The organism is Streptomyces sp. NPDC001852 (assembly GCF_042891825.1).
GTDB lineage: Bacteria > Actinomycetota > Actinomycetes > Streptomycetales > Streptomycetaceae > Streptomyces.
The window spans coordinates 105,328-120,040 of sequence record NZ_JBIATN010000018.1 but is presented as its reverse complement, the minus strand read 5'-3'; the positions used below and the strand labels follow the sequence as shown (position 1 = coordinate 120,040).

Here is a 14,713-nt window from a genome sequence, read left to right as displayed (position 1 = left end):
CGGTGACCGGCTACACGGCGCCGGCGCCGGTGAGCGACCGGACCTCCGTTTCGGCGTACCTGGCCTCGTCGGCGACCTCGTCGGAGGTGATCGTGCCGAGCCAGCCGGCGAGGAAGCCGAGCGGGATGGAGACGATGCCCGGATTCTGCAGCGGGAAGTACTGGAAGTCGACGTCCGGGAACAGCGAGGCCGGGCTGCCGGAGACCACCGGGGACAGCAGCACCAGTCCGAGCGCCGGGATCAGCCCGCCGTAGACGGCCCACACCGCGCCGCGGGTGGTGAAGCCGCGCCAGAACAGCGAGTACAGCAGCACCGGGAGGTTCGCCGACGCGGCGACGGCGAAGGCGAGACCGACGAGGAAGGCGACGTTGAGGTCACGGGCCAGCAGACCGAGCGCGATCGCCACGACACCGATGCCGACCGCCGCCCAGCGCGCCACCGCCACCTCGCTGCGTGCCCTGCCGCGCGAGCGCCGCAGCGACGCGTACAGATCGTGCGCCACCGATGCCGACGAGGCGAGCGTGATACCGGCGACGACCGCGAGGATCGTGGCGAAGGCGACCGCGGCGACCACCGCGAACAGAACCGTTCCACCAGTCGAGCCCGCACCACCGCCCAGGTCGAGGGCGAGCAGCGGCACCGCCGTGTTCCCGGCCGCGTTCGAGCCGCGCACCGCATCCGTCCCCACCACTGCCGCCGCCCCGAAGCCGAGGACGATCGTCATCAGGTAGAAGCCGCCGATCAGCCCGATGGACCACACCGCGGAACGGCGGGCGGCCCGCGCGGTGGGCACCGTGTAGAAGCGCGACAGGATGTGCGGCAGTCCCCCCGTGCCGAGTACGAGGGCGAGTCCCAGGCTGATGAAGTCCAGGCGGGCGGTCCAGGTCCCGCCGTACTTCAGCCCCGGCGCCAGGAACGCCCTTCCATGACCACTGCGCTCCGCGGCCGTGAGCAGCAGGCGGTCGACGTCGCCGTGGAACCGGAGCAGGACGAGGACGGTCAGCGCGATCGTGCCGCTCAGCAGCAGCACCGCCTTCACGATCTGGATCCAGGTGGTGGCCCGCATCCCTCCCAACGACACATAGACCACCATGAGGGCGCCGACCCCGATGACCGCCCAGGCCTGCACGGCCCCGCTCGTCCGCCCCAGCAGCAGCGCCACCAGGCTGCCCGCGCCGACCATTTGCGCCACCAGATACAGAACGGACACGGTGACCGAGGAAGTTCCCGCCGCGATCCGCACCGGCCGCTCGCTCATCCGCGCGGCCACCACGTCGGCCAGGGTGAACCGCCCACAGTTGCGCACCAGTTCGGCCACCAGGAACAGCACCACCAACCAGGCCACCAGGAAGCCCACGACGTACAGCATCCCGTCGTACCCGTACAGCGCGATGAGCCCGGTGACCCCGAGGAAGGATGCGGCCGACATGTAGTCACCCGCGATGGCAAAACCATTCTCCATGGGGGAGAACAGCCGCCCCCCGGCATAGAACTCCTCCGCCGAACCATGCCGGCGACGGCTCACCCACGTCGTGATCCCGAGGGTGACGGCCACGAAACCGCTGAACAACAGCAGCGCCGGCGCCTGATGATCACCGGTCACGAGGCACCTCCCCGTACTTCGCGGGCCAGTTCCTGGGTGTCCCAGCGCAGTTCCAGCGCCGCCCGGTCCCGCCGCAGCCGCGCGTGCCGGGCGTAGGCCCAGGTCAGCAGGAACGTGGTGAGGAACTGCCCCAGCCCGGCCAGCATGGCCACGTTCACCGCGCCCGCCACGGGCCGGGCCATGAGCCCCGGCGCGGTCGTGGCGGTGACCACATAGCCCACGTACCAGGCGAGGAAGGCGGCGACTCCCGGCACGACGAACCGCCGGTACCTGGTGCGCACCTCCTGGAAGGCCGCGCTGCGCTGCACCTCGACATACACATCGCGTGCGCGAACCGCCGCTCCGCTCGGCTCCCCGCGGTCGGGCGGCACCGCCTGCGCCGGGACACCGGCGCCGTCCAGCTCGCCCCAGCCGGAGGCCACCGGGTCGTACCAGGGGTCTTCATACGTGACGTCGCGGAAGGGCACGCCGTGGTCCTGCTGGTTCTCGGCCGAACTCTCGGGACCGTCCCCGGCTCCACGGGCACGACCGTTGCTTGACTGCATGCCCAAGGATGGACAGATCGGGCAGATCCCCGGCTCTCCTTCCTCCGGCTCTTCACCCCATCAGGTGATTCCCTGTGTGGGCGGCCGTACCAGTCCCTTGCTGTAAGCGTAACGCACCGCCTGCGCACGGTCCTTGAGGCCCGTTTTGGAGAAGAGGTTGTTGATGTGTGTCTTCACGGTCGCGGTCGACACATGCAGCCTGCGGGCGATCTCCTGGTTGCTGAGCCCTTCGGCGATCAGCAGCAGCACCTCGGTCTCCCGCGCGGTCAGTCCGTCGGGCGGTGCCTCGGCGGTCGCCGGCGGGCCGGGCTCGGGCTGGGACAGCCGCTCCAGCAACCGGCGTTGGACACTCGGCGACAGACCCGCGTCCCCCGACAGCACGCTCTCCACGGCGCGCACGATCTCGTCACCGCCCGCGTCCTTGGTCAGATACCCCCGGGCGCCGGCGCGCAGCGCGGGGAACAGCGACTCGTCGTCCGCGTACGTGGTGAGCACCACGACCTGGGTCCCCGGGTACTGTTCCCGGATCCGGCGGGTGGCCTCCACGCCGTCGCAGCGGGGCATCCTGAGATCCATCAGGACGACGTCCGGGGCCAGTTCCCCGACCAGTCGCACCGCCTCCTCGCCGTCTCCGGCGGCACCCACCACCTCGACACCCGGCAGCAGGCCGAGCAGCATCACGATGCCCTCCCGGACCACGGTCTGGTCGTCGGCGACCACCACCCGTGCGGGCTTCTTCTCCCCCTCCGTCTCCGTCATACAGGCACCTTCAGCGTCACCACGAACCCCTCCTCGTCCCGCCGCGCGTCCAGCGAGCCGCCCAGCAGCTCGGCCCGCTCGCGCATCCCCAGCAGACCGTACCCGGCTCCCGCCCCCGTGAGTTCGCCCGGCCGCCCGCCCGTGTCCCGTACGTCCAGCGTCACTTCGTGCTCGCTGTAGTCGAGTCGCAGGTGCACCTTGGCGCCCTGTGCGTGCTTGCGGACGTTCGTCAGCGCCTCCTGGGCAACCCTGCGCACGGCCTGGGAGGCCTCGGCCGGCAGGGGTCTGCGCTCACCCGTCACGGTGACCTCGGCGCGGTCGGCCCGGCTGACGAGCTCGCTCAGGAAGTCCTCCAGCGGGGTCAGCTCGCCCCGCAGCGCGGACAGGGCCTGCCGGGTCTCGGCGAGTCCGTCGCGGGCCATGCCCCGGGCGGCCACCACCCGCTCCAGGATGCGTTCACGATCCGCCCCCTTCTCGATCAGCAGCCGGGCCGCCTCCAGATGCACCAGCTGCGCCGAGAGGCTGTGGGCCAGCACGTCGTGGATCTCCCGTGCGATGCGGGCACGCTCGGCCAGCGCCGCGGACTCCGCCTCGGCCACGCGGGCGGCGCGCTCCTGAGCGAGCAGTTGCTGCGCGTGGCCGCGGGCTTCGGCATCCAGCCGCAGGACGTATCCGGCGAGGGCCATGCCCGCGGCCGAGGCGGCCGTGGTCAGCCAGACGTCGTTGTTGAAGGCGGAGTAGGCGGCCAGGCCCACCGAGGTCACCGGAGCCGCGGCCGCGAGCGGCAGCCGCTCCAGGGCACCGATCCCACAGCCGCAGAAGATCAGGAGAGCCGGTCCTCTGAACCCCGTGGCCTCAGCGGCGACCGCGATGCCCATGAGCGCGGCCATCAGCATCAGGGAGGGCACCAGCCGGTGCTGGTAGGTGGTCCGGAAGAAGGCCCAGGAGAAGAGTGCCGTGGCCAGGACTCCGATCACCGCGGCAAGTGCGCCCCAGAGGCCGACACGACTCTGGTTGTACGCGCTCCACAGGAGCATGGCGATCACCAGGCACCTGACGGACCAGGCGATCATGCGCCGCGGCCGGGACGTTCCCTCGCGGCCGAGCGCCTCCCGTGACGGCCAGCGTGTCCAGGCGTTCTCCTTCACGCGCGCTCCCTCCTGACCGACCGCATGCCGTCACCGTACGCCGGGGCGGGGCGGTCCGCGGCGCCCAGGGACTGCGCCCGCCAGACCAGGATTCCGCCGCGGACCAGCAGGGTGGCGGCGAGAGCGCACATCAGGGCGGAGCTGCCCTGGTGCAGGCCGAGCACGGTGCCGACGGCGTAGATGCCGATGCGGAGGGCTATGCCCACGATCCATACCGCGACGCTCGCCCTGGTGCTCTTGGTCCACACGGCGCCGTCCGGTTCCGTCCAGATGCGGGTCGTCCAGGCCCAGCCGGCGCCGGTGGCCACGCCGACGAACAGTTCCACCGCGAGCAGCACAGCGGATTCCGCACGGTGGTGGGCGTCGAGGATGCCGGGTTCGCGCAGCGCGACGACGGCGAGGACCGCGGGGATCAGCCACCAGCGCCGGTCGGTGCTGATCGCGCGGGCACGGAACTGCCGCGCGATCACCAGGGCGGCGACGGCCACGATCACCAGCGCGTTGACGAGCCCGGACATCAAAGCCTCCGTGAGCGAGAAGGTGGTGCCGGGAGCAGGTGCTGCCGACACTACGAAGCTACGGAAAAGCGCAGGTCGGGAGATCGGAGCCGGGGTGGATCACGGGTGGAAACCCGGAGCGGCTCGTCTCCACCCAGGGGTGTAGATCCGGCGGGTGCGTCCGCGGACCACGGCGGGACGCGAAGGTCGGTCGGGGCGGACGTACGCGGGGCTGACGGAAGCGCCCCCGAACGCACCCACGAGCCCCGACCCACCGACGCCGGACCAGGACCTCATCCAGCCCGGCCATGTGGCACTGCGGGCCGCGGTCCCGGCACCAGCCACCGTCGTCACAGCCGAAGGGCGGGCGCCGCGTCCAGGCCTCCACCCACCGGCCGCCGCGTCCGACCGGCGAAGGAAGACCATCCGTCTGCCGGCGAAAGCCCATCCGGCCGTCGCCGGAGCTCGTCAGGACGACCTCGGCACCCCGGGGAAGCACAGGACCACCCAGCCCGAGGTGCGGGCCCACCCGCCCGCTCCGGCGGCCGCCCATCCCCGTCGCCCGCCCCGGCCGCCGACGTCAGCCCTCCTCGGGCACCTCGGCCGACCAGTTGGTCGGCCCACCTCGGGCAAGCCCGTCGGCCGAGGCCCGGCGCAGCGGCTACGCGTCGATGCGCGACCGGTCCAGCGTCGCCGCCGAGCTGGAGATGAACTCCTTGCGCGGCGCCACGTCGTTACCCATCAGCAGGTCGAAGACCTGCTCGGCGGCCTCCAGGTCGGACAGGTTGATCCTGCGCAGCGTGCGGTGACGAGGGTCCATCGTGGTCTCGGCCAGCTGGTCGGCGTCCATCTCGCCCAGGCCCTTGTAGCGCTGGATGGAGTCCTTGTACCGGATGCCCTTGCTCTGGAACTCCATGAGCTTGTCCCGCAGTTCGCGGTCGGAGTACGTGTAGACGTACTTGTCCTGGCCCTTCTTCGGCTGGACGATCTCGATACGGTGCAGCGGCGGCACCGCGGCGAAGACCCGGCCGGCCTCGACCATCGGCCGCATGTAGCGCTGGAACAGCGTGAGCAGCAGGCAGCGGATGTGGGAGCCGTCCACATCGGCGTCGGTCATCATGATGATCTTGCCGTAGCGGGCCTGGTCGATGTCGAAGGTGCGGCCCGAACCCGCTCCTATGACCTGGATGATCGCGCCGCACTCCGCGTTCTTGAGCATGTCGGTCACCGACGACCGCTGCACGTTCAGGATCTTGCCGCGGATCGGCAGCAGGGCCTGGAACTCGGAGTTCCGCGCCAGCTTGGCCGTACCGAGCGCGGAGTCGCCCTCGACGATGAACAGCTCGCTGCGGTCGACGTCGTCGCTGCGGCAGTCGGCGAGCTTCGCCGGCAGGGACGAGGACTCCAGGGCGGTCTTACGGCGCTGGGCGTCCTTGTGCTGGCGGGCCGCGACGCGTGTGCGGGCGGCGGCCACCACCTTCTCCATGACGACCCGGGCCTGCGCTGCGGCGTCCCGCTTCGTACTGGTCAGGAACGCCTTCAGCTCCTTGGTGACCACGTTGTTCACGATGCGGCGGGCCGCCGAGGTACCCAGGACCTCCTTGGTCTGGCCCTCGAACTGCGGCTCGGCCAGGCGCACGGTCACGACAGCGGTGAGACCTTCGAGGGCGTCGTCCTTGACGATGTTGTCCTCGGCCACCCGCAGCAGCTTCTTGGCGCGGAGCACGTCGTTGAACACGCCCGTCACGGCCTGCTCGAAGCCGGAGACGTGGGTGCCGCCCTTGGGGGTGGCGATGATGTTGACGAAGGACCGGACAGTCGTGTCGTAGCCCGTGCCCCAGCGCAGCGCGACGTCCACGCCCAGCTCGCGCGTGACCTCGGTCGGCGTCATCTGGCCGTGCTCGTCCAGGACCGGGACCGTCTCCTTGAAGGTGCCCCTGCCCGAGAAACGCAGGACGTCACAGACCGGCTTGTCGCCCGCGAGGTACTCGCAGAACTCGCTGATGCCGCCGTCGAAGCGGAAGGACTCCTCGCCCTTGCTGCCCCCCTCGCCCAGGCCGAACTCGTCGCGGACGACGATCGTCAGGCCCGGCACCAGGAAGGCGGTCTGCCGGGCGCGCTGGTGCAGCGTCTCCAGGGAGAGCTTGGCGTCCTTGAGGAAGATCTGGCGGTCGGCCCAGTAGCGCACGCGCGTGCCGGTCCGGGTCTTGGGGATCTTCTTGGCCTTGCGCAGGCCGCTCTTGGCCTCGAACTTCGCGTCGGCGCCGTCGCCCGCGAAGGCACCCGGCACGCCGCGCCGGAAGCTGATGGCGTGCGTGTGGCCGCCGCGGTCCACCTCGACGTCGAGCCGGGCGGAGAGGGCGTTGACCACGGAGGCGCCGACACCGTGCAGACCGCCGGAGGCGGCGTACGAGCCGCCACCGAACTTGCCGCCCGCGTGCAGCTTGGTCATGACGACCTCGACGCCGGACAGGCCGGTCTTGGGCTCCACGTCCACGGGGATGCCGCGGCCGTTGTCGCGCACCTCCACGGAACCGTCGTCCTGGAGGATCACCTCGATGTGGTCGCAGTAGCCGCCGAGGGCCTCGTCCACGGAGTTGTCGATGATCTCCCACAGGCAGTGCATCAGACCGCGGCTGTCGGTCGAGCCGATGTACATGCCCGGGCGCTTGCGCACGGCCTCGAGGCCCTCGAGGACGAGCAGGTGCCGCGCGGTGTAGTTGGAACCGTCCCGGTCTGCTCCTGCCAGCAGCGCTGTGGACGGCACGGACGTATCGGCGGTCACGCGGTTCGCTCCTCGCTGAATTTCAGTTGACCCCCTACTGGGTAAGGGGGCGGCTTCGGTCGCCGCTCAGAGGGTACCGAGGCCTGGTAGAGCCGGTGTAACGCCACCCTCGTCGGGAACTCAGACTAGTCCAGGCTCGCATGCATGTTCGATCCCTCGATGGAGTGAAGTACATATCACGTTCCCTTGGAGGCATGAACCATTTAGGCTCCGGGCACGTCCTCATGAACAACAGGCAACCCGGCCTGGAGGACCGAAACACAACAAACTGCGCGAAACCGTAAGCACACAAGAGACGCACTACGGCACATTCGCCGCCAACCGGCAGCAAACAGCCGCCCCGGAAGATTTTTTCGAGGAAAAGCCACGAGCGGGAACGTTTTCGGGCTGGTTGGATGTTGACCCTGGTACGACAGCTCGTCGAGCTAGAGAAGAGGCGACGTGACTACTGTTCTGACCCCCGCGAGCCCACTGACGGCCGCCGATCGCTGCGACCGCTGCGGCGCCCAGGCATACCTGCGCGTCGTCCTGCTCAGCGGCGGAGAACTGCTCTTCTGCGCCCACCACGGTCGCAAGTTCGAGCCGGAACTCAAGAAGATCGCCGCTGAGATACAGGACGAGACGGAGCGGCTGACGTCCGTTCCGAACACCGCTTCCGACGAAGAGCGCTGAATCTCGCACACACGACGAGCCAGCGCCGGCACAGGCCGGTGAACGGGCGGCCGCTCCTTCAGGAGCGGCCGCCCGTGCTCATGCCCCGCGTGGGCGCTTCAGGAGCGCCCCTGGGGGCTCTTCCGGCTCCCCGAGGCCGCCTCCAGGGCGCGTACGACGTCGGAGACGCGTGTGTACACGCCAGGACTGCCCGGCCTGCCGCAGCCGCTCCCCCATGACACGAGCCCGATCAGCCGCCCCTGGGCCACCAGCGGTCCACCGCTGTCCCCCTGGCAGGCGTCCCGGCCGCCGGCGGTCTCTCCCGCGCACAGCATGCTCCCGGGCCGGTAGGCGCCGTCGGAGCCGCCCTTGTAGGCGCGGGCGCAGAGGTCGTCCGGCAGTACGCGCACGTGTGCGGCGTACAGCCTGTGTGCATAGGCGCCCCCGCCGGTCGTGTCACCCCATCCGGAGACCAGGGCCTGCGTCCCCGGCTTGTAGGCCGGATCGCCCGGGCCCGCCATGCCGATCACCGCGCTCTGCGGCAGCGGCTTGGCGAGGGTGAGCACGGCGAAGTCGCCGGCGTTGGTCACGCTGTCGTACCCGGGATTGATCCGGGCGTCGCGTACGGCGACCTCCTGGCCCTCGCCGGACAGCAGGTCGGTACGGCCCGCGATGACGCGGAAGTCCCGCACGCGGTTCGGGGGTGCCCCGAGGACGTCCTCGGCCAGGCAGTGGGCCGCGGTGAGCACCGCCGTCGGTGCGATCGCCACTCCGCCGCAGAACTGGCCCGCCCGCGTACCTCCGAACCGGTCACGGCTGGACAGCGCGACCGTCCACGGGGCCTGCGAGACGTCGATCGGGAAGCCCCCGACCACCACACCGTCGGCGGCCGCGGGAGCCGCGTTCACCAGGGGTATGGCGGCGACGGCGGCGGCCAGCGCCAGCGGCCCGACCAGTGCTCGCGCAAAGGAACGGCGCATGCGGACTCCTCACTCTCGGGTGCTACCGGGACACCCAGAGTGATCCACACCGCCGTCGCTCGCAGCCCGAAGGCCCGGCTCCCACGAGAGAGCCGGGCCTTCGTCGTCGTACGACCGCGACCTAGTCGAGGTAGTCGCGCAGCACCTGGGAACGCGACGGGTGGCGCAGCTTCGACATGGTCTTGGACTCGATCTGGCGGATGCGCTCACGCGTCACGCCGTAGACCTTGCCGATCTCGTCGAGGGTCTTCGGCTGACCGTCGGTGAGACCGAACCGCATGGAGACGACGCCGGCCTCGCGCTCGGACAGGGTGTCCAGGACGGAGTGCAGCTGCTCCTGCAGGAGCGTGAAGCTGACGGCGTCGGCGGGGACGACGGCCTCGGAGTCCTCGATGAGGTCACCGAACTCGCTGTCGCCGTCCTCACCCAGCGGGGTGTGCAGCGAGATGGGCTCGCGGCCGTACTTCTGGACCTCGATGACCTTCTCCGGGGTCATGTCGAGTTCCTTGGCCAGCTCCTCCGGGGTGGGCTCGCGGCCCAGGTCCTGGAGCATCTGGCGCTGCACGCGCGCGAGCTTGTTGATGACCTCGACCATGTGCACCGGGATACGGATGGTGCGGGCCTGGTCGGCCATGGCGCGGGTGATGGCCTGCCGGATCCACCAGGTGGCGTACGTGGAGAACTTGTAGCCCTTGGTGTAGTCGAACTTCTCCACCGCGCGGATCAGACCGAGGTTGCCCTCCTGGATGAGGTCCAGGAACAGCATGCCGCGGCCGGTGTAGCGCTTGGCCAGGGAGACCACCAGACGGAGGTTGGCCTCCAGGAGGTGGTTCTTGGCGCGGCGGCCGTCCTCGGCGATGATCTCCAGCTCGCGCTTCAGCTTCGGCGCCAGCTTGTCGGCGTTGGACAGTTTGTCCTCGGCGAACAGACCCGCCTCGATGCGCTTGGCCAGCTCGACCTCCTGCTCGGCGTTGAGCAGGGGGACCTTGCCGATCTGCTTCAGGTAGTCCTTGACCGGGTCGGCGGTGGCGCCGGCCGCGGCGACCTGCTGCGCGGGCGCGTCGTCCTCGTCCTCGTCGGACAGGACGAAGCCCGCGCTCTCGGCGCCTTCGGGCTCGTCGGCGACCTTGGTGTCCTCGAGAACCTCGTCCTCGAGAATCTCGGCGTCGTCCTTCTTGGCCGCCGTCTTCTTGGCCGCCGTCTTCTTGGCGACGGTCTTCTTGGCCGCCGCCTTCTTGGCGGTCGTCTTCTTGGCCGCGGCCTTCTTGGCGGGTGCGGCTTCCTCGGCGGAATCGGCTGCGGCCGGAGCGACGGGCATCGCGGGAGCGGCCGTGGTGGCGGTGGCCTTCCGCGTCGTCACCGTCTTCGCCGCGACCGTCTTGGTGGCGGTGCGCTTGGCCGGAGTCTTCGCTGCGACGCTCTTGCGGGTGCGCTTGGGCTCTGCGGCACTGACCATCAGCGTCACACCCTCTTCCTCAAGAATCTGGTTGAGGCTGCGCAGTACGTTCTTCCACTGAGTGGCCGGAATCTGGTCAGCTTCGAAGGCCCGACGCACATCGTCGCCGGCGATCTGCCCCTCAGCCTTTCCCCGCTCAATGAGCGCCATGACAGAGACGGACTCGGCGATCTCCGGCGGGAGCGTACGGGATGTGCTGGCCGACACGAACAACCTCTCGGAACGTTGGAAAACGGCTTCCGGCACCGTCCACTGCGGACAGGAGCCGACCACCGGCCTGGGGATGGGCCGACGGCGCGGGCGGGGGCCGGGAAGGGTCACAGCGCCTGTGATGGCGTCCGTATTCCCTCCGCGGCTGTCGCCTCTTAGGTCATCGCGCTGTTCCCACGAGCGTTACGCCCAATCTGCGTGGCCCGAGTCACACCCCGTAAGCGGTCAAAAGCGGTCGAGTGCGGGCAAAGCAGTTCACGTTGCCGCGTCCTGCCCGGTCATGCGCACGCCCCTGGCGGCTCGTCCCGCCGCTGGACTCCGCCGGACCGCACAGGGTCCGGCGGAGTCCAGCGGCGGCCGGCAACGAGCCCGGTGCCGCCACGATCACCACGAGGATGCCGCACACCGGCGACCGCGCCGCCCTGTCCGCGCGAGGTCAGTGCTCGCGCGGGGCGGGCACCACGCGCTCGACCTCGGGGTGGACCGTGAGCAGTTGACGCATGGCCGTCTCGGCGGCGGCGCCGTCGCCGGTACCGAGGGCGTCGACGATCCGCGCGTGCTGCGCGAGCGACGCCTCGTTCGGCCGGTCACAACCCGTGACCGGACCGCCCGAGACCTGGAGGGCCGCCGAGACGATCCCCGAGAGGTGCTCCAGCATGCGGTTGCCGGCGATCTGGATGAGCAGCGCGTGGAACTCGTTGTCGGCGCGCGAGTACGTCAGCGCGTCGCCCTGTGCCATGGCGTGACTCATGATCTCGACCATGTCACAGAGGCGCTGCTGCACGTCCTCCCGGCCGTGCCCGGCGGCGAGGCGGGCGGCGAGCGGCTCGATCGTCCAGCGCAGCTCGCTCAGCTCGCGTCGCTGGTCGTCGCGCTGGGGCCCGAAGGCCCGCCACTCGATGATGTCCGGATCGAGCAGGTTCCAGTCGCTGACGGGACGCACGCGCGTGCCGACGTTCGGGCGGGCGCTGACCAGGCCCTTGGCCTCGAGGACACGGAGGGACTCGCGGACGACGGTGCGGGAGACCTCGAAGCGCTGGCCGATCTCCTCGGGCACCAGCGGACGGTCCGCGCCCAGGTCGCCGGAGACGATCATCTGCCCCAGCTGCTGTACGAGTTGGCCGTGCAGTCCGCGTCCGCGGCTGCCCGCGGCACGCCGGCCGACGCGGCCCAGTTCGGGGTCCGCGCCCTCCCAGGAGGGCGCTCCGACGCGATCGGCCACCTGGGGCTCTGCGTAGGGGTAGCGGTCGAGTTCGCCCGGGCCGGCCAGACCGGAGTCGGTGGAGCGGGCGGCGGTCATCATGGTGTGCGCAAGGGTACTCACGGATCCTTTGTCGGCGCCGTCTCCAACTCCCTTGAGGTCTTTGGTGAAAAGCACACGAAAGGGTGATCGCTCACCCCGTCGCAATTGACGCCTTATCGGAAAGAAATGGGCTTTCCCCGGGGAGTTGTGCACACGGCGGGATCGGAAGTGGACGCGGGCTCGTCACCGGAACCGGGCCCGCAGTGTCGTGAACACGTACGCGCACAGCAGCGCCGACAGCGACAACGCCAGTGCGCTGCCCACGGGTTGGGCCAGCACCCGCGCCAGCCCGAGCAGGTAGCGCTCCCCGCCGAAGGGCCACTGCAGCAGGTAGACCTCTTGCATCCGCACCGGGAACCCGGCGGCCATGCGCAGGGCGGGCCCCTGCAGCGCCTTGTGCACGAGGGGGACGACGACAACGGGTACGGCGAGTACGGCCGCCAGCCCGCCCGCGGTGGACCGGAACACACCGGCCGCCAGCACACCGGCCCAGGCACAGCCGACGACCAGACCGAACCAACTGGCGCCCAGCGAGAGCCAGTCCGCGGGAACTCTCGTCAGCTCCGGTCCGTAGACGATGTAGAGCGCTTCGGCGTCGCAGCCCACGGTGAGGAAGGCCAGCAGGGCCGCGGTGGCTCCGGAGACGAGCAGTTTCGCGGTGAGCAGCCCCAGCCGGCGGGGCACGGTGCCACGGTCCGCGGCGAGGGCGGGGTGGCGGAACTCGTCTCCGAAGGCCAGCGCGCCGAGCAGCCCCGCCGCGAGCGCCGAGGGCGGCAGCGGCAGCTCCCGCGGCCAGGCGGCGAACAGCCGCGCCTGGGGGGTGTGCCCGATCCTGGCCAGGAGTACGGCGGTGAGCGCGGACACCACCAGGACGGCACCGCAGGTGAGGAAGCCGACGCCGATCCCGGCGGCGCGCCGGATCTCGTAGCGAAGGGGGCGGAGGGGGCTGGGGGCGGGACGGACGGAGATGGGGGGCGGGAGGGGCGAGAGGAGATCGAAAGACCGTACACCGTCGGTGCGGTCGGCGGGGGCGGTCTGCGGCTGACCGGAGCCGGGCTTCCTGGCGCCGGGGAGGGTGCGCAGGATGGAGAGGCCCGCTGCCCCGGTGCCCGCACGGCCTCTGTGCGGTTCCTCGGCAGCCGGGGCCGCATCGCTGCGGACACCCGTGGTGGCCCGGGCCTCGGCGGTCCGGCCGCCGTCGGCTTCGGTGAGCACCTCGGCGGGGGCTGCTTCGGCGCCTGCGTCGAGCGTCTCCTCACCTGCGGGCCGGGCCTCACCGTGTGCCGTACCGCCGGTTTCCCGGACCGCGTCTTCCGGCGGCACATCGTCGGCCGGGACGTGCTGGACGGGCTCGGCCGGCTCCGTTCCGGGCCGGGCGTCGGGCTTTTCCCCGTGCGAGGGCTCCTCGCCGCTCAGGGCCTGTGCCCGCTCGCCCGCCGACGGTTCCTCGACCGAGGGGACGCCGGGCAGGCCACGCTGCGGCGCCGGGGTGTCCGCCGGGGCGTTCTCCCGCTCCCCCACCGAGAAGCCGAACGGTACGGCGCCCCGCTCCCTCCCCGAGGAAACCGACGCCGTGGCGCCCGGCTCCCCCGACGAGAGGCCGGCCGCCACGGGGGCCTGCTCCGACAGGGACGTGTCCAACGCCGTCGCGCCGGATTCAGCCGGAGACGAACCGGGCGCCGGGACACCGGACGCGGACACGGCCAGTCCGGCCCCCGAGGGACACGGCTCCGCCGCCAGCAGGTCACACACCGTCGCGCTCGACTCGGGCGGCAGGGGCGGCGAACAGGGCCCGGAGTCCTCTTCCGGCTCCGCCTGTGGCTCGCTCACCGCTTCCGCGGCCGCCTCCCCGGACGAGATCCCGAGCCCGGTACCGGATACCGGTCCCATGTCGCCGAGCTCGTCCGCGAGTTGGTGCACGAGGATGCCGTGGCGGAACGCCGTCTCGCCGACATCGGCGGTCGTGGACCCGTACACCGAGAGGCGATTGCCTCCCTCCCGTACGACCTCGACGGACCGGCGTGCGGTGCGTGCCTCGTGGGCGAGCAGGGTCGCGAGGCGTGCTGCGTGCGGGCTGCGGACGGCGACCCGCGGACGCAGCCGGGTGCGGGCGAACTCCCTGGCCTCCTGGTCGGCCACGAGTCTGCCGCCGTCGAGGGTCACGACCCGGTCGGCCGTGCGCGCGGCCTCCTTGGAGTCGGCCGTGGTGAAGAGCACCGTGCCACCTTGGCCGGCGTGGGCTCGCAGCGTGTCGTGCAGCCATTGCGCCTCACCGGCGGAGAGGCCGGCGGTGGGCTCGTCCAGGACGAGAGTGTGCGGATCGGCGAGCAGGGCACAGGCCAGGCCGAGCCTGCGGTCCATCCCGCGCGAGAGCGTGCCGAGGCGTTCCTCGCGGAAGCTGACGAGGCCGATCACTTCGAGGACCTCGTCGGCCCGTCGTGCCGGAACTCCCGAGGCCGCGCACAACATGCGCAGATGTCCGCGGACCGAGCGGGCCGGATGCCCCGGCACATCGCCGAGGAGCACGCCGACCTCCCGCGAGGGATGGGGGATCCGGTGCAGGGGCCGCCCTTTGAAGTAGGTCATGCCGCGCCCCGGTTGAAGCTCGAGCATCAGTCTGAGCGCCGTCGTCTTGCCCGCGCCGACGCCCCCGTGGAGCACGGTGACATGTCCCGCGCGTGCTTCGAAGGAGACGTCGTCGACGGCGGGCGGGTGCGCCTTGCGGGGATTGCTGGTCAGTCCGAAGGCCTCGATCACTTGCAGCAAGATAGCGTGC

The 14,713-nt window shown here is 70.9% G+C and carries 11 protein-coding genes; 1 reads left to right on the top strand and 10 read right to left on the bottom strand.

Annotated features, from left to right (window positions below; genetic code table 11):
- Positions 1-10 precede the first annotated feature (10 nt).
- From ACFYZB_RS28830 to ACFYZB_RS28805, 6 genes are all read right to left on the bottom strand, one after another.
- Positions 11-1,603 (bottom strand): cation acetate symporter, encoded by a 1,593-nt coding sequence (locus ACFYZB_RS28830; RefSeq protein WP_388763629.1) that lies wholly within the window; start codon positions 1,601-1,603, stop codon positions 11-13.
- On the bottom strand, positions 1,600-2,148 hold the full coding sequence (locus ACFYZB_RS28825) for a DUF485 domain-containing protein (protein ID WP_388763627.1): 549 nt from the start codon (positions 2,146-2,148) through the stop codon (positions 1,600-1,602). Before ACFYZB_RS28825 ends, ACFYZB_RS28830 begins: the two co-directional genes overlap by 4 nt.
- 60 nt (positions 2,149-2,208) lie before the next feature.
- Positions 2,209-2,907, bottom strand: coding sequence for a response regulator (locus tag ACFYZB_RS28820; RefSeq protein WP_388763626.1), 699 nt, complete (start codon positions 2,905-2,907; stop codon positions 2,209-2,211).
- A complete protein-coding gene (locus ACFYZB_RS28815) occupies positions 2,904-4,055 on the bottom strand; it encodes a histidine kinase (RefSeq protein ID WP_388763625.1) in 1,152 nt (383 codons plus the stop codon). The genes ACFYZB_RS28820 and ACFYZB_RS28815 overlap by 4 nt, the downstream gene beginning before the upstream one ends.
- A complete protein-coding gene (locus ACFYZB_RS28810; RefSeq protein ID WP_388763623.1) occupies positions 4,052-4,573 on the bottom strand; it encodes a DUF1453 domain-containing protein in 522 nt (173 codons plus the stop codon). The genes ACFYZB_RS28815 and ACFYZB_RS28810 overlap by 4 nt, the downstream gene beginning before the upstream one ends.
- Positions 4,574-5,213: 640 nt before the next feature.
- Positions 5,214-7,337, bottom strand: coding sequence for a type IIA DNA topoisomerase subunit B (locus ACFYZB_RS28805; RefSeq protein ID WP_388763621.1), 2,124 nt, complete (start codon positions 7,335-7,337; stop codon positions 5,214-5,216).
- A 441-nt stretch (positions 7,338-7,778) separates the two neighbouring features.
- Between ACFYZB_RS28805 and ACFYZB_RS28800 the strand changes: the two genes are divergently transcribed.
- On the top strand, positions 7,779-8,009 hold the full coding sequence (locus ACFYZB_RS28800) for a hypothetical protein (protein ID WP_014675476.1): 231 nt from the start codon (positions 7,779-7,781) through the stop codon (positions 8,007-8,009).
- Between the two features lie 98 nt (positions 8,010-8,107).
- On the opposite strand, the gene ACFYZB_RS28795 is transcribed toward ACFYZB_RS28800, so the two are convergent.
- The 4 genes from ACFYZB_RS28795 to ACFYZB_RS28780 form a co-directional block, all read right to left on the bottom strand.
- Positions 8,108-8,968 carry a serine protease gene (locus ACFYZB_RS28795; RefSeq protein WP_388763619.1) on the bottom strand — a complete coding sequence of 287 codons (861 nt, stop codon included), beginning with the start codon at positions 8,966-8,968 and terminating at the stop codon, positions 8,108-8,110.
- Between the two features lie 121 nt (positions 8,969-9,089).
- The gene (locus tag ACFYZB_RS28790; protein ID WP_388763617.1) at positions 9,090-10,631 is read right to left on the bottom strand and encodes an RNA polymerase sigma factor; all 1,542 of its coding nucleotides are present in this window, start codon (positions 10,629-10,631) and stop codon (positions 9,090-9,092) included.
- Positions 10,632-11,070: 439 nt separating this feature from the next.
- Positions 11,071-11,958: a FadR/GntR family transcriptional regulator gene (locus ACFYZB_RS28785; RefSeq protein WP_351208983.1), complete on the bottom strand. Its 888-nt coding sequence runs from the start codon at positions 11,956-11,958 to the stop codon at positions 11,071-11,073.
- A 162-nt stretch (positions 11,959-12,120) separates the two neighbouring features.
- Positions 12,121-14,694, bottom strand: coding sequence for an ATP-binding cassette domain-containing protein (locus ACFYZB_RS28780; protein WP_388763615.1), 2,574 nt, complete (start codon positions 14,692-14,694; stop codon positions 12,121-12,123).
- Positions 14,695-14,713 lie beyond the last annotated feature (19 nt).

Coding starts and splice junctions, on each gene's coding strand:
- ACFYZB_RS28810 (WP_388763623.1), bottom strand. CDS start 4,573: ATGTCCGGGCTCGTCAACGCGCTGGTGATCGTGGCCGTCGCCGCCCTG.
- ACFYZB_RS28795 (WP_388763619.1), bottom strand. CDS start 8,968: ATGCGCCGTTCCTTTGCGCGAGCACTGGTCGGGCCGCTGGCGCTGGCC.
- ACFYZB_RS28825 (WP_388763627.1), bottom strand. CDS start 2,148: ATGCAGTCAAGCAACGGTCGTGCCCGTGGAGCCGGGGACGGTCCCGAG.
- ACFYZB_RS28820 (WP_388763626.1), bottom strand. CDS start 2,907: ATGACGGAGACGGAGGGGGAGAAGAAGCCCGCACGGGTGGTGGTCGCC.